This is a genomic window from Paracoccus sp. SSJ (genome assembly GCF_030234105.1).
GTDB classification, from domain to species: Bacteria; Pseudomonadota; Alphaproteobacteria; order Rhodobacterales; family Rhodobacteraceae; genus Paracoccus; species Paracoccus denitrificans.
In genome coordinates this window covers 76,430-91,276 of record NZ_JASSPE010000005.1, presented here as the reverse complement: position 1 = coordinate 91,276, position 14,847 = coordinate 76,430, and the positions used below count along the sequence as shown (strand labels likewise).

15 protein-coding genes are annotated in these 14,847 nt (G+C 69.1%); 9 read left to right on the top strand and 6 right to left on the bottom strand.

Features of this window, described 5'->3' with window-relative positions:
* Positions 1-28 precede the first annotated feature (28 nt).
* The 8 genes from purH (at position 29) to QPR87_RS06985 (ending at position 8,666) form a co-directional block, all read left to right on the top strand.
* Positions 29-1,618 carry a bifunctional phosphoribosylaminoimidazolecarboxamide formyltransferase/IMP cyclohydrolase gene (purH, locus tag QPR87_RS07020; protein WP_285048889.1) on the top strand — a complete coding sequence of 530 codons (1,590 nt, stop codon included), beginning with the start codon at positions 29-31 and terminating at the stop codon, positions 1,616-1,618.
* Positions 1,618-2,304 carry a signal peptidase II gene (gene lspA / locus QPR87_RS07015; protein WP_350310447.1) on the top strand — a complete coding sequence of 229 codons (687 nt, stop codon included), beginning with the start codon at positions 1,618-1,620 and terminating at the stop codon, positions 2,302-2,304. Before purH ends, lspA begins: the two co-directional genes overlap by 1 nt.
* Positions 2,305-2,335: 31 nt before the next feature.
* Positions 2,336-2,908, top strand: a complete 573-nt coding sequence (locus QPR87_RS07010; RefSeq protein ID WP_011748991.1) for a DUF3035 domain-containing protein — start codon at positions 2,336-2,338, stop codon at positions 2,906-2,908.
* Between the two features lie 100 nt (positions 2,909-3,008).
* Positions 3,009-4,427, top strand: a complete 1,419-nt coding sequence (locus QPR87_RS07005) for a M16 family metallopeptidase (RefSeq protein WP_285048886.1) — start codon at positions 3,009-3,011, stop codon at positions 4,425-4,427.
* Complete coding sequence (locus QPR87_RS07000; protein ID WP_285048884.1) at positions 4,424-5,737, top strand: M16 family metallopeptidase; 1,314 nt, start codon at positions 4,424-4,426, stop codon at positions 5,735-5,737. The genes QPR87_RS07005 and QPR87_RS07000 overlap by 4 nt, the downstream gene beginning before the upstream one ends.
* Before the next feature lie 43 nt (positions 5,738-5,780).
* Positions 5,781-7,601, top strand: coding sequence for a DNA mismatch repair endonuclease MutL (gene mutL, locus QPR87_RS06995; RefSeq protein WP_285048883.1), 1,821 nt, complete (start codon positions 5,781-5,783; stop codon positions 7,599-7,601).
* Positions 7,598-8,245 carry a sulfotransferase family 2 domain-containing protein gene (locus tag QPR87_RS06990; protein ID WP_011748987.1) on the top strand — a complete coding sequence of 216 codons (648 nt, stop codon included), beginning with the start codon at positions 7,598-7,600 and terminating at the stop codon, positions 8,243-8,245. Before mutL ends, QPR87_RS06990 begins: the two co-directional genes overlap by 4 nt.
* A gap of 49 nt (positions 8,246-8,294) precedes the next feature.
* Positions 8,295-8,666: a DUF3775 domain-containing protein gene (locus QPR87_RS06985; protein ID WP_011748986.1), complete on the top strand. Its 372-nt coding sequence runs from the start codon at positions 8,295-8,297 to the stop codon at positions 8,664-8,666.
* Positions 8,667-8,849: 183 nt separating this feature from the next.
* Here QPR87_RS06985 and QPR87_RS06980 read toward each other — a convergent pair whose 3' ends face one another.
* The 6 genes from QPR87_RS06980 to QPR87_RS06955 all read right to left on the bottom strand — a co-directional run bounded on the left by QPR87_RS06980 (position 8,850) and on the right by QPR87_RS06955 (position 13,873).
* Entirely contained in the window at positions 8,850-9,806 is a 957-nt protein-coding gene (locus QPR87_RS06980; protein ID WP_285048879.1) for a PQQ-dependent sugar dehydrogenase, read from the bottom strand.
* Positions 9,803-10,033, bottom strand: a complete 231-nt coding sequence (locus QPR87_RS06975; protein WP_285048877.1) for a hypothetical protein — start codon at positions 10,031-10,033, stop codon at positions 9,803-9,805. Before QPR87_RS06975 ends, QPR87_RS06980 begins: the two co-directional genes overlap by 4 nt.
* A gap of 63 nt (positions 10,034-10,096) precedes the next feature.
* Positions 10,097-11,152, bottom strand: a complete 1,056-nt coding sequence (locus tag QPR87_RS06970) for a saccharopine dehydrogenase (RefSeq protein WP_285048876.1) — start codon at positions 11,150-11,152, stop codon at positions 10,097-10,099.
* Between the two features lie 22 nt (positions 11,153-11,174).
* Positions 11,175-12,023 carry a C40 family peptidase gene (locus QPR87_RS06965; protein WP_285048874.1) on the bottom strand — a complete coding sequence of 283 codons (849 nt, stop codon included), beginning with the start codon at positions 12,021-12,023 and terminating at the stop codon, positions 11,175-11,177.
* On the bottom strand, positions 12,020-13,423 hold the full coding sequence (locus QPR87_RS06960; RefSeq protein ID WP_285048872.1) for a leucyl aminopeptidase family protein: 1,404 nt from the start codon (positions 13,421-13,423) through the stop codon (positions 12,020-12,022). The genes QPR87_RS06965 and QPR87_RS06960 overlap by 4 nt, the downstream gene beginning before the upstream one ends.
* Before the next feature lie 72 nt (positions 13,424-13,495).
* The gene (locus QPR87_RS06955; protein WP_041530300.1) at positions 13,496-13,873 is read right to left on the bottom strand and encodes a hypothetical protein; all 378 of its coding nucleotides are present in this window, start codon (positions 13,871-13,873) and stop codon (positions 13,496-13,498) included.
* Between the two features lie 143 nt (positions 13,874-14,016).
* On the opposite strand from QPR87_RS06955, the gene QPR87_RS06950 reads away from it, so the two are divergent.
* The gene (locus tag QPR87_RS06950; RefSeq protein WP_285048868.1) at positions 14,017-14,667 is read left to right on the top strand and encodes a carbonic anhydrase; all 651 of its coding nucleotides are present in this window, start codon (positions 14,017-14,019) and stop codon (positions 14,665-14,667) included.
* Positions 14,668-14,847 lie beyond the last annotated feature (180 nt).

The window sequence follows — 14,847 nt, the reverse complement described above, 5'->3', positions numbered from 1 at the left end:
CGCCATCCATCCCACGGGGCACCGACCGATGACCGACCGCATTCCGCTGAAGCGCGCGCTGATTTCCGTTTCCGACAAGACCGGGCTGGTCGATTTCGCGCGGGCGCTTTCCGCGCGGGGCGTCGAGATCCTGTCCACCGGCGGCACGGCCAAGGCGCTGCGCGAAGCGGGGCTGAGCGTGGTGGACGTGGCCGACGTGACCGGCTTTCCCGAGATGATGGACGGCCGTGTCAAGACGCTGCACCCAGTGGTGCATGGCGGCCTTCTGGCGCTGCGCGACAATGACGAGCACATGGCGGCTGCGAAATCGCACAGGATCGGCATGATCGACCTGCTGGTCGTGAACCTTTATCCGTTCGAGGCGACGGTGGCCAAGGGCGCGGCCTATGACGACTGTATCGAGAACATCGACATCGGCGGCCCGGCGATGATCCGCGCTGCCGCCAAGAACCACGCCTTCGTGACGGTCGTGGTCGATGTCCAGGATTACGCCGCCGTGCTGGCCGAGCTTGACGCCAACGACGACCGCACCGGCCTGGCCTTCCGCCAGCGGCAGGCGCAGATCGCCTATGCAAGGACGGCCGCCTATGACGCCGCCGTCTCGACCTGGATGGCGGGCGCGATCGGCGAAGAGACCCCGCGCCGCCGCAGCTTTTCGGGCCAGCTCGCGCAAAGCCTGCGCTATGGCGAGAACCCGCACCAGTCCGCCGCCTTCTACAGGGACGGCTCGGATCGCCCGGGCGTCGCCACTGCGCGGCAATGGCAGGGCAAGGAGCTTTCCTACAACAACATCAACGACACCGATGCGGCTTTCGAGCTGGTGGCCGAGTTCGACCCGGCCGAAGGCCCGGCGGTGGCGATCATCAAGCATGCCAACCCCTGCGGCGTCGCGCGGGGCGACAGCGCCGTCGATGCCTACCTGCGCGCCTTCGACTGCGACCGCACCTCGGCCTTTGGCGGCATCATCGCGCTGAACACCACGCTCGACGGCGAGACGGCGCAGGCGATCACCGAGATCTTTACCGAGGTGGTCATCGCCCCCGACGCCACCGACGAGGCGAAGGAAATCTTCGCCGCCAAGAAGAACCTTCGCCTGCTGACCACCGGCGGGCTGCCCGATCCGGCCGCGCCGGGCCTGGCCTTCCGCCAGGTCGCGGGCGGCTTTCTGGTGCAGGGCCGCGACAACGGCCGCATCCTGCGCGCCGACCTGAAGGTGGTGACCAAGCGCCAGCCGACCGATCAGGAACTGGCCGACCTGCTTTTCGCCTGGACCGTGGCGAAGCATGTGAAGTCGAACGCCATCGTCTATGCCCGCGACCTGGCGACCGTCGGCATCGGCGCCGGCCAGATGAGCCGCGTCGATTCGACCCGCATCGGCAAGCGCAAGTCCGAGGACATGGCCGAGGCGCTGGGCCTCGCGCAGGCGCTGACCATCGGTTCCTCGGTGGCCTCTGACGCCTTCTTCCCCTTCGCGGACGGGGTCGAGGCGCTGGCGGCGGCGGGCGCGCGGGCGGTGATCCAGCCCGGCGGCTCGATGCGCGACGCCGAGGTGATCGAGGCCGCCGACCGGCTGGGCCTGGCCATGGTCTTTACCGGCCAGCGGCATTTCCGTCACTGATGGCCGAGACCGCGACCCCCAAGCCGCGGAAAAGCCCGGCGGCCCGGAAGCGGCGCTCGAAAAAGCCGCCGCCGCCGCGCGTCTGGCGCAATGTCTCGCTGGTGGCGGGGCTGGTCTTTCTGCTGGACCAGGCGCTGAAATACCTGGTCGTGCATGTGCTGCGGCTGGACCAGCTGCGCGAGATCGACGTGATCGACCCCTGGCTGAACCTGCGCATGGCCTGGAACCAGGGCATGAACTTCGGCCTGTTCGCCAGCGATGTCGAGGTGATGCGCTGGGTGCTGATCGGGATCGCGCTGGCCGTCTGCCTTTGGGTCGGGATCTGGATCGGGCGGGCCAAGCCCTCGCGGTTTGCGCAGGTTTCGGCCGGGTTGCTGATCGGCGGGGCGCTGGGCAACGTCGTGGACCGGCTGACCTATGGCGCGGTCGCGGACTTCCTGAACATGTCGCTGCCGGGCTGGCGCAACCCCTACAGCTTCAACGTGGCCGACATCGCGATCTTCCTGGGCGCGATGGGGCTGGTGCTGCTGCCGCCGGAAAAGAAGCCGGCGGCGAAAAGGCGCAAGACGCCTGCCAGGCCGCGCCCGGCGAAATCCCGCGCGCCCGACACCCCGTCGGAGCCCGAGGGGCAGGGCGAGCTGGCGCTGGACGACAAGACCCGTGACGAGGCCGGCAATACGCGCTAAGAACGGGCCGGACGAACAAGAGGGACGGAAGATGCGGGCGATCGCGCTGACCATGACCACGCTGCTGCTGGCCGCTTGCAGCAGCGATCCGCATCTGATGAACACCAGCGCCGGCCGCTCCAGCCCGGACGAGTTCTCGATCCTGCCGACCAAGCCCTTGCAGATGCCCGCCGACCTGAACGTGCTGCCCACGCCGACGCCGGGCGGTGCGAACATCACCGATCCGACGCCCCATGCCGATGCCGTGGCGGCGCTGGGCGGCAATCCGGGCCAGCTTTCCGTGCAGGGTGTCGGTGTTGCGGATGCGGCGCTGATCGCCCATGCCTCGCGCCTGGGCCGCGACCCGGCGATCCGCCAGACCACCGCGCAAGAGGATCTTGCCTGGCGCAGCCGCCATTCCCGCCGCGCGCTCGAGGTGCTGGCGCGGACCAATGTCTATTATCGCGCCTACGATCCGATGACGCTGGACAGCTGGTCGGAACTGGAGCGCTGGCGCCCGACCGGCGTGCAACTGCCCGCGGCACCGCCCCGCGGCCTGAGCCAGGGGGGCGAAGTCGCCCCGCCCAGCGTCCACGACCGGGTGCCTATCCTGCGCGAGGACTAGGCGCCTCGCGCGCCGATCACGCCGAGATGAGGGGCGGCAGGCTTGCGCGCGGCCGTCCGCGCGGGCAGGTTCGGGGCGCAACCCGGAACCGGAGCCTGCCATGACCATCCTGACCCGCCTTGCGCCCGTTGCGCTGCTGCTGGCCGCATCCCCCGCGCTGGCCGAAATGCCCAAGGGGATCAGCCATTTCACCCTGGAAAACGGACTTGAGGCCGTGGTGATCGAGGATCACCGCGCCCCGGTCGTCGTGCAGATGCTGTGGTATCGCATCGGCTCGGCCGACGAGCAGCCGGGCAAGTCGGGCATCGCGCATTACCTGGAACACCTGATGTTCAAGGGCACCGACAAGCTGGGGCCGGGCGAGTTGTCCAAGACCGTGACCGCCAATGGCGGCCGGGACAACGCCTTTACCAGCTATGACTTCACCACCTATTTCCAGCGTATCGCCAGCGACCGGCTGCCGCTGATCATGGAGATGGAGGCCGACCGCATGGCCAATCTGAAGATCGGCGAGGATGACTGGCAGGCCGAGCGGCAGGTGGTGCTGGAGGAGCGCTCGCAGCGCACCGACAGCGACCCCGGTGCGCAATTCTCGGAAGAGCGCAGCGCGGTGCAGTTCTACAACCACCCTTACGGCCGCCCGGTGATCGGCTGGCGGCAGGAGATGGAGGGGCTGACGCGCGAGGACGCCATCGCCTGGTATGACGCGCATTACGCCCCGAACGCCGCCGTTCTGGTCATCGCCGGCGACGTGACGCCCGATCAGGTGCGCGAACTGGCCGAAGAATATTACGGTCCCGTCACGCCCAAGCCCGATGCGACCCGCAAGCCGCGCCCGCAGGAGCCGATCCAGCGCTCGCCCCGGCGGATGGAGCGGGTGGATGCCCGCGTCGCCCAGCCGGTGATGATCCGCACCGTGATCGCACCCGAACGCAACCGGGGCGAACAGCAGACCGCCGCGGCGCTGACCGTGATGGCCGACCTGCTGGCGGGTTCGGCGCAGACCTCGGTCCTGGCGCGGGATCTGGTGCTGACCGGCAAGGCGCTTTACGTCAACGCCTCCTATGACGGGTTCTCGGTCGATCCGACGACCTTCGGCATCTCGATGGTGCCGGCGCCGGGCGTGTCGAATGCCGAGGCCGAGGCGGCGCTGGACGCGGCGCTGGCGAAATTCCTGTCCGACGGTCCCGACCCGGCGCAGCTGGAGCGGGTCAAGACCCGGATCCGCGCCGCCCGCATCTATGCCCAGGATTCGGCGCATGGCCGGGCCTATGACTATGGCCAGGGCCTTGCCACCGGCCTGACCGTCGAGGACGTGAACGACTGGCCCGACATCCTGGCCGCCGTCACGCCCGAGGATATCCGTGCCGCCGCGAAACTGGTGCTGGAGAGCAAGGGCAGCGTGACCGGCTGGCTTCTGCCGCCCCCGGATGCGCAAGTCGAGGCCGGGGCCCAGCCTGTTCCCGCGGCCCCGCAACCCGTCTCTGCCGATGCCGCCAACCCGGGAGAAGCCGAATGATCCGCGCTCTTGCCACCCTTGTCTTCGTCCTGCTGGCCAGCCTGCCTGCCCGCGCCATCGAGATCCAGCAGATCACCTCGCCCGGCGGCATCAGGGCCTGGCTGGTCGAGGATCACTCGATCCCCTTCACCGCGCTTTCGCTGATGTTCAAGGGCGGCGCCAGCCTCGATGCGCCCGGCAAGCGCGGCGAGATGAGCCTGATGACGGCGCTGCTGGAGGAAGGCTCGGGTCAGATGGATTCGGTGCAATATGCCGAGGCGGTCGAGGCGCTGGGGGCGCAGAACCGTTTCGACGTGGGCGACGACGCGCTGATCGTGAGCGCCCGCATGTTGACCGAGAACCGCGACGAGGCGGCCGAACTGTTGCGCCAAGCGCTGGCCGAGCCGCGCTTCGACCCGGATGCCGTCGAGCGGGTGCGGGCCCAGTTGCAGGCGGTGATCCGCTCCGAGGCGACCGATCCCAACGCCATCGCCAGCAAGGAACTGGCGCGGCTGGCCTGGGGCGAGCATCCCTATGCCACCTCGATCAACGGCACGCGGGATTCTGTCGCGGCGTTGACCCGCGAGGATCTGGCCGCGGCCAAGGATCGCATTCTGGCCCGCGACCGCGTGGTGGTGGCGGCAGCAGGCGACATCACCGCCGAGAACCTGGGCAAGTTGCTCGACAAGGTGCTGGGTGGGCTGCCCGAGCAGGGCTCGGCGCCGCTGCCGGAAAAGGCCGCGCTGGAACTGACCGGCGGGGTGACGATGATCGACTGGGACAGCCCGCAAACGGTGGTCAGTTTTGCCCAGCCCGGCCTGCCCATGTCCGACCCGGATTACTTTGCCGCCTATGTCGCCGATCACATCCTGGGCGGCGGCGGCTTTTCGTCGCGGCTGATGGACGAGATCCGCGAGAAGCGCGGGCTGACCTATGGCGTGCGCACGGGCCTTGCGAACGGCGTCTATGGCGAGACCTGGCAGGGCGGCATGGCCAGCGCCAACGACAAGGTGGCCGAGGCGGTCGGCCTGATCCGCAGCGAATGGGACCGTTTCGCCGAGGGGGGCGTGACGGAAAAGGAACTGGCCGACGCCAAGACCTATCTGACCGGCGAATATGCGCTGCGCTTCGACGGCAACGGCAAGATCGCCGGCATCCTGGCCGGGATGCAGCTGATCGGCCTGCCGGCGGATTACGTCAACACCCGCAACGGCAAGATCGAGGCGGTGACGGCCGAGGACGTGCAGCGCGTGGCGCAGCGCCTGCTGCATTCCGACCAGATCCGCTTCGTGCTGGTCGGCCGGCCGGAAGGCGTCGACGCGACGAACTGACGAATCCTTTCCCGGAGCGCCGGGAAATGCTAGATCTGGGGGCATGAACACTCATGCCCCCAAGATGCGCCCGATTATCCGGCAATTGGACGAGGCCGCCGCCAACCGCATCGCCGCCGGCGAAGTGGTCGAGCGCCCGGCCTCGGCGGTCAAGGAACTGGTCGAGAATGCGCTGGACGCCGGCGCCTCGCGCATCGAGGTCGCCATCGCCAAGGGCGGCAAGGCGCTGATCCGGGTCAGCGACGACGGCTGCGGCATGACGGCCGAGGATCTGCCGCTGGCGCTGGCCCGGCACGCGACCAGCAAGATCGACGGCAGCGACCTTCTGGACATCCGCAGCTTCGGCTTTCGCGGCGAGGCTTTGCCCAGCCTGGGCGCCGTGGGCCGGCTGTCGATCACCAGCCGCGCCGCCGGTTTCGACGGCGCGCAGATCGCGGTTGCGGGCGGGCGCATCGGCCCGGTCAAGCCTGCGGCGGGCAATCGCGGCACGGTGGTGGAACTGCGCGACCTGTTCTTTGCCACGCCGGCACGGCTGAAGTTCCTGCGCTCGGATCGAGCCGAGACCCAGGCGGTGGCCGAGGTGATCCGCCGCCTTGCCATGGCCGAGCCCTATGTCGGCTTCACGCTCTCGGACGAGGACGAGGGCCGCGTGCTGTTCCGCGCCGATGCCGAGCAGGGCGAGCTGTTCGGCGCGCTGCAGACCCGGCTGGCCCGCGTCATGGGCCGCGATTTCATCGACAATGCGTTGGCCGTAGACGCGACGCGCGACGGCATCACCCTGACCGGCTTTGCCGCCCTGCCGACCTATTCGCGCGGTGCGGCGGTGGCGCAGCATCTTTATGTCAACGGCCGCCCGGTCCGCGACAAGCTGCTGACCGGGGCGCTGCGGGCGGGCTATATGGACGTGCTCGCCTCGGGCCGGCATCCGGCGGCGGTGCTGTTTCTGACCTGCGATCCGCATCAGGTCGATGTGAACGTGCATCCGGCCAAGGCCGAAGTCCGTTTCCGCGAGCCCGACATTGCCCGTGGGCTGGTGGTCAGCGCCTTGCGCCATGCGCTGGCGGGGGCGGGGCATCGCGCCTCCTCGACCGTGGCGACGGCGGCGCTGGGGGCGGCGCGGCCCGAGCCCGCTTCCGAACAGCCGCGCCGCTATCAGGCGAGCTACGCCCCCGCCCGCCCCTCGGCCCCGGCCATCGCCGCCAGCCTGGCCTTTCAGGCGCCGGGCTTTGCCGAGGCGCCCACCGCGCGGGTCGAACCGCAACCCGAGGCCCTGCCCGAACCCGCCCAGGCACCGCTGGGTGCCGCCCGCGCGCAGCTGCACGAGAACTGGATCGTCGCCCAGACCGCCGACGGCATCGTCATCGTCGACCAGCATGCCGCGCATGAGCGGCTGGTCTATGAGCGGCTGAAGGCCCAGCTTGATGCCACCGGCATCGCCAGCCAGGCCCTGCTGATCCCCGAGATCGTCGAACTGTCCGAAGCCGACGCCCATCGCATCCTTGCCATTGCCGGGGAACTGGGGGCGCTGGGGCTGGTGATCGAGCCCTTTGGCGGCGGCGCCGTGGCGGTGCGCGAGGTGCCGGCGCTGATCCAGCGGCTGAACGCCGCGGCCCTGATCCGCGACATCCTGGACGACCTGGCCGATCAGGGGGCATCGGACCGGCTGCGGGCGCGGGTCGATGCGGTGCTGTCCTCGATGGCCTGCCACGGTTCGGTGCGCTCGGGCCGGCGCATGTCGGCGGACGAGATGAATGCGCTTTTGCGCGAGATGGAGCGCGTGCCGAAATCCGGCCAGTGTAATCACGGCCGACCGACTTGGATCGAGTTGAAGCTGGCGGATATCGAGCGGCTTTTCGGGCGATGATCATCTCGCACCGGCACCGCTATGTCTTTGTCCATATTCCGAAAACCGGCGGCACCTCTTTGACGATGGCGCTGGAGGCGCGGGTGGGCAAGGATGACATCATCCTGTCCGACACGCCCAAGGGCCGCAACCGCCGCCGCCGGGTCAGGGGCGTGGCCGCGCGCGGGCGGTTGTGGAAACATTCGACGCTGGCCGATATCCAGGGGCTGGTCGATGCGGCCGCCCTGGCCGACTATCTGGTCTTTACCCTGGTGCGGAATCCCTGGGCGCGGGCGCTGAGCTATTATTCCTGGCTGCGCGGTCAGGGCTTTGCGCATCCCTCGGTGCGGCTGGCCAAGGCGGCCGGCTTTGCCGATTTCCTGCGCGACCCGATGACGCAGGCGCAACTGGCGGTTCCGGCCCGGCATTACCTGACCGGCCCGCAGGGAGAGCGCGCGGCGCTTTGCCTGCGGCTGGAACATCTGGGCGCCGACCTGCCGCAGCTCGAGGCTCGGCTGGGCTTTTCCCTGCACCCGCTGCCGCATGAGAACCGCTCGGAGCATGGGGACTGGCGCCTGGCCTATGACGCCGAAACCGCCGGCATCGTCGCACGCGCCGCGGCCGAGGACATCGCCCGCTTCGGCTATCGCTTCGATCCCGATTGACCCGGGCGCCCGTCGGGGCGACAAATGGACAGATCCCGGAGGAGCCGTCATGCTGGAAATCAGTCCCGAAAAGATCGCCCATGTCGTCATTCGCGCCCGCGAATACGACAGCGGCGTGAACGCCTGGGCGCATAGCGGGCATCGCAAGGGCCATGGCACCCAGACCGAACTTGCCGAATTCATCGCCAGCCTGAACGAGGACGAACAGGCCAGCCTTGTCGCGGTGATGTGGATCGGCCGCGATACCTTCGGCCCCGAGGATCTGGACGAGGCGATCGAGACCGCCAAGGCCGAGCGCAGCTCCCCGACCGAGGACTACCTGATGGGCGAGCCGCAACTGGCCGATTACCTGGAGGCGGGGATGGAGGCCCTGGGCATTTCGCCCGAAGAGGTCGAGGACGAGTTGCAGCGCCCCGTCTAGCCGCCCGAACCGGATCGGCAACCGTTCTGTTCGAGCCTGCGGAAGCAAGCGCAGGCTCCCGGCTCTCGGCGGATCATGCCGGGGTCGTGGGGTCGATGCCAAGCTTTGGGTCCAACGCCGTGATCGGAACCGGGCATCGGCGACCGGGCCTGCCCCCATGCTTCGGAGGCGAGTATCCCGCCGTCAGCCGCGCGCCAGCCGGATCAGCTCTCCGGCATCGGTCAGGATCAGCAGTGCACCATCCGGCGCCAGTTCGATGTCGCGCACCCGGCCGATGCCCTCGACCAGGCGCTGCTCTCCGGTCACGCGGTCGCCCTCGATCCGCAGCCGCACCACCGCCCCGGCCTGCAAGCCACCGATCAGCGCATCGCCCCGAAGCTCCGGGAACATCGCGCCGTCATAGAACAGCATGCCGCTGGGCGCGATCACCGGATCCCAGTAATAGACCGGCTGCTCCATGCCTTCGCGGCTGGTGATGCCCTGGCCGATGGGGGCGCCGCTGTAATCCTGGCCATAGGTGATGACCGGCCAGCCGTAATTGCGCCCTGGCTCGGGGCGGTTGAGTTCGTCGCCGCCCTGCGGGCCGTGCTCGACCGTCCACAGCCGGCCCTGCGCGTCCAGCGCCGCCGCCTGGATGTTGCGATGGCCCCAGGACCAGATCTCGGGCCGGGCCTGGCCGTCGCTGAACGGGTTGCCGGGCGCGGGGCCGCCGGTGGCGGGGTCGATGCGCAGCACCTTGCCCAGATGGGTGTTCAGATCCTGCGCGAGTTGCCGCGGTTCCGGCCGCGAGCGCTCGCCGGTGGTGACGAACAGCCGGCCCTGCCGGTCGAAGACCAGGCGCGAGCCGAAATGCAGGTTCGAGGCCCAGGCCGGCTCCTGCCGGAAGAGCACGCGCATTTCCTCCAGCGCGGTGCCGTCGTCCGACAGCCGCCCGGTGCCGACCGCGGTGGCGTTCCGCCCGTTGCCACGCGGTTCGGAAAAGCTGAACCAGACCTGCCGGGTGCTGGCGAAGTCCGGCGCCACCGCCACGTCCAGCAGCCCGCCCTGGCCGCGAGCATCGACCCGGGGCAGGCCCCGGATCGGCTCGGACAGCCGGCCGTCGCGATAAAGCCGCAGCGTGCCGGGGCGTTCGGTGATCAACAGCCCGCCATCGGGCAAAAGCGCCATGCCCCAGGGATTGCCGAGCCCCGGATCAGCGGCGTCCGAGAGATGGGGATCTGCTGGTCGATCTCGGCCGCGCGGGTCTGGCCTGGAAAGGCCGGCTCCTGCCCCCTGGCATTCGGCGGCCGGTCGTTCAACTCGGCCAGCGCCGGCAAGGCGGCAAGGCACAGGGCAAGGCTGGCGGCAAGGGCGCGTCGCGGCATCATGGTCGCATCCGTCTGGCAGGGTCGCGCCTCAACGCGCCTGCCGGCGCTTGCGTTCCCGCGCCGTCACAGCGCCGAGAGGTGGTCCTGGAAGGTCGCCCGCGCCCGGCCCCATGCCCCCTCGTCGATGCGGTCCAGGCCCTTCAGCACCGGCAGCAACTGCCCGGCATAGTCCAGCGCGCTTTCGCGCGGCAGCAGCGAGGGCAGGTTGTCGATCGCCATCACGTCCAGCGGCGGATGATCGGCGACGCGGATCACCGGCCCGGCCCAGTCGGTCGCGCGGTCATAGACCTTGACCGGGTTGAAATCGCTGGAAGGATCGCAGGCGACATCGCCGATCACCCTCAGCCGCCGACCGGGATCGACCGCTTCGGGCGGCACGAAGACCGGGGTTCGTGGCCCGGCCAGGATGCAGTTGATGAACAGTTCATGCGCCAGTATCTCGGGGAACGGGCCGCCGCTGGCGGTCTCGGCCATGTCCCATTTCGTGACCCGCACCCCCATTGCTGCCAGCAGGTCCGAGGCACCGCCGCCGACCCGTCCCAGCGCGCCGATCACGATGGCATGCGGTCGCGGCGCGCCGGTCGCGTCCAGCTCGGCCCGCAACTCGTCCTGCATCGCCTCTTGCGATGGCCAGCCGGCGACCGGCGCGCAGATGCCCCCCTGTCGCTGCGTCGCCCAGGCTTTCAGCGTGACCGCAGCCCCTGCGAAACCGGCCCAATAGCCGAATGCCGCCAGCCTGCGGCCGTCGCTGTCGGTCAGGTATTCCAGATCGTAAAGCGTGCCGCCGCCTTCGCGAAAGCGGCGCAGCAGCGCCAGCCCGGCCGGCTGGCCCTTGTAGGCATGGCCGAACATGATGTGGCGATGCGACAGGGGCGTGCCGTCCTCGGGCAGTTCCTTGAGGCCGAAGATGACGGCCTCGGCCGGGGCACCCGGCCAGGCGCCTTCGGGCGCGATCTCGGCCCCGGCTGCGGCGTAATCGGCGACGGGCAGGATGCGATGCGGGCTTTCCTCGACCGTGACGTGGAAGCCCTGCGCGATCAACTCGCGCACACCCGCAGGAGTAATGCCGACCCGCCGTTCGTTGGCGCGGCTTTCCGTGCGGACCCAGAGATGAACCATAGGTGCCTCCTTATGCTTGGGGCTAGGGAAACCGGGCCTGCGCGGCAAGCGAGGGCCGCCGCGCGCCGCGAAACGGCCCTTGCCCGGTGGCGTCGATGCGGGCGATGGCCTGGGCGATGGGCTCGACGATCACCGCCATGGCGAAGGCGGTGGCATGGATCATGTGCTCGCCGTTCAGCGCCAGGGCGACATGGCCGGGCCAGAACAGCAGGTCGTTGCGGCGGACCCGGTCGTCGGCCGGGGCGAAGGCAGCCTCCTGCAGGTCGCTGTCGCCGGGGCAGGGCACGGCGCAGGCCGCCAGCGCCGCCTGCGCCAGACCCGAGCAGTCGATGCCGCAGCGGCTGTTGCCGCCCCACAGATAAGGCGTGCCCAGGAAACGCTCGGCCACCGTGGCGGGATCGCGCTCGGGCCGGTCCGAGATATGCTGGGCCGGCACCCAGCCGCCCTGCGCCAGCCGGGCGAAACCGTCCTGCATGGCGATGACCGACAGCCGCGCACCCAACGACAGGCGCATCGACTCGGGCGTCTTCATGTTCGGCTCGGCATAGACATGGGTGGCAGGGGCGCTGACGCGATGGGTGATCGCGGGCATCTGCCCGTCCAGCCCTTCGGCCCGGACCCATCCGCAATAGCCATCCGCCGCCGCCTGCACGAAGGCCCAGCCATCCACCTGTTCCAGCAGCACAAGATCCGCGCCGAAATTCAACTGACGGTCGCGGGCGCCTCCGGGCGCACGGCACAGGTCGGCCAGCGGCACCGCCAGCCGCACCGGCTGGCCGGGGGTATAGGCCGGACGTTGCAGGATGCCGCGCAGGCAGTCCAGCGCAATACGCTCGGTCGCCGGCGTCAGGCGGCGGTCGGGTGCCGTCATCGCAGGATCTCCGGCAGGGCGTGCAGGATGGCGCGCATGGCCTGGCCCGCGCCGCCCTTGGGCCGGCCCGGTGCGGCGCTGGGCTGCCAGCCGTAGATGTCGAAATGCGCATAGGCCCGCGCCTGGCCGGTAAAGCGGCGCAGGAACAGCGCCGCAGTGATCGCTCCGGCGAAGCCGCCCGAGGGTGCGTTGTCCAGATCGGCGATGGCGGGCTCGATCATCGCCTCGTAAGGCTCCCAGAAGGGCAGGCGCCAGACCGGGTCGGCATGGGCCCGGCCCGCGCCCTGGATCGTGGTGGCCAGCGCGTCGTCGTCGCAGAAGAACGGCGGCAGTTCGGGACCAAGCGCGACGCGGGCGGCGCCGGTCAGCGTCGCCATCGAGACCAGCAGATCCGGCGCCTCCTCATCCGCCAGCGCCAGCGCGTCGGCCAGCACCAGCCGGCCCTCGGCATCGGTGTTGTTGACCTCGACCGTCAGGCCCTTGCGGCTGGTCAGCACGTCGCCGGGGCGGAAGGCGTTGGCAGAGATGGCATTTTCGACCGCCGGGATCAGTATGCGCAGCTGCATGGCGCGGTGCAGGCCCAGGCGGGCCAGGGTCTCGGCCAGTCCCAGCACGTTGGCGGCACCGCCCATGTCCTTTTTCATCAGCGCCATCGAGGCGGACGGCTTGATGTCCAGCCCGCCGGTGTCGAAGCAGACCCCCTTGCCGACCAGCGTGAGCCGCGGCCCCTCGCCCGGGAAGCGGATGTCGATCAGCCGGGGCGGCTGCGCGCCGGCCCGGCCGACGGCGTGGATCATGGGGAAATTCCGCGCGAGCAGATCGTCGCCGCAAGTCACCTCGATTTCCGCGCCATGCCTCTGGGCCAGTTCGCGGGCGGCCTGCTCCAACTCGCCCGGCCCCATGTCCGAGGCCGGGGTGTTGATCAGGTCGCGCGCCAGATACTCTCCTGCCGCCATGGCGATCAGCCGGTCGCGATCCAGCCCGTCGGGGCAGACGAGCCGGGCGTGCGGTGCCTCGATCCGCTTGTAGCGGTCGAAGCGGTATTGCGCGAAAAGCCAGCCCAGGGCGCCTTGCGTCAGGTCGAAACCTTGCGGGCGATTTGCCAGGTGCCAATTGCCGGCAGGCAGGGCCTCGGCCGCTCGTGCCAGCGCAAAGCGTTCGCGCGCCGGGCGATCCGCGGCCGCCGGTTCGGGGCCGATGCCGAACAGCGCCCCGTCGAGCCCGCCCTCGGCCGAGGGCAGCAGGCAGACTTGTCCCGGCTTGGCCGCGAAACCCTGCGCCCTGGCCCAGTTCGCCGCAAAGGGGCCGATTTCGGGCGGCAGGACGGGCTCGGCTTCGCCCGGCCGGATCAGCCAGAGCGGAAGCGAGGGGGCATCGGAATCGGCGAATTCGGGAATCATCGGCTTGCTCGTGATCTCTTGACCTTTGTGGCACCCTAGCGCCCGGGTGCGAGGCTGCAAGGCGCGATCCGCTCAGCGGTCGTCCGGCGGATCCCACAACTCGGTCAGGGAGCGATTGCCGATCCGTTCCAGCCGGCGGACCGTGGCGGCCAGGGCAGGGGGATCCCGGCGTTCGGCGCAAGCACCGACATCGATGGCGACCCCGGCCAGGGTGACCAGCCCGACTTGCCAGGCCAGCCGCGAAAGCTGGTCGGCACTGGCGACAATGGCCCCGAGATCGCCGCGCTGCGAGGCCGCGACCGTGCGGCGCAGTGCCAGCGCAAGCTGTTCCAATGCCGCGCCGATGACTTGTGCCGCCGCCGGCTCACCCAGTTCACGAATGATCTGCTCAAGCCTTTGCACGTCGATCCGGACGGTTTCGTCCATGGCCAGAACTGCAATCTTGGTCATCCCTGCTCCCATGTCGAGCCCTGTCGCGCCGATGCGCAAACTGGCAGCAATCCATCAAGAAAAGGTTATGAGGCTTGCGCTAAACCACTCGAACTTTATCGGTTCAGCCGCTATCACTCGTTCGATCGGTAGATGAGGAAGCAATGAGAGAAGCACGTCCACTGCCGCAGTATCTGGTCCAGCGCTATCATGGTTGGCGCGCCACAGCCTTTGTCGAGAATCGGGTCTGGTATCGCCGGTTGGCCGATGACGGCCAGCACCCCCGCGCCATGGTCATTGCGTGCTGTGATTCGCGCGTGCACGTGACCTCGATCTTCGGGGCGGATACCGGCGAATTTTTCATTCATCGCAACATCGCGAATCTGGTCCCCCCCTATGCGCCGGATGGCGAGCAGCACGGCACCTCGGCCGCGGTCGAATATGCGGTGAACACGCTCAAGGTCGCGCATATCGTCGTCGTCGGGCATACGAATTGCGGCGGCGTGCAGGGATGCCATGCCATGTGTTCCGGCCATGCGCCCGAGCTTGAGGAGAAATCCAGCTTTGTCGGTCGCTGGATGGACATCCTGCGTCCGGGGTATGAGCGCGTGACCCCGCTGCCGCCAGAGCAGCAGATTCGCGAACTCGAACGGCAGGCGGTGCTGATTTCGCTCGAGAACCTGATGACCTTTCCCTTCGTGAAGACGGCGGTCGAATCGGGCAACCTGTCGCTGCACGGGGTCTTGCACGATATCGCCGAGGGAATGCTGGAGCAGTACGACCATCAGGCCGGAGGTTTCGCACCGATCGTCTGAACGGTCGCTGCGGCGGTTCCCGGGGGCAGCCCGCAATTTCAGGTGCCGGCGGGTGAATGCCTGGTCGGCCCTGATGCTGGTATGGGTCGGGGTTGTGGCAAAACTCTGCGTCGCTTGCGCATCGGCAGGGGCTGCTGTGCGTTTCGTGCTGTATCAGCAAGACCCGTGCCGATTTTTGGG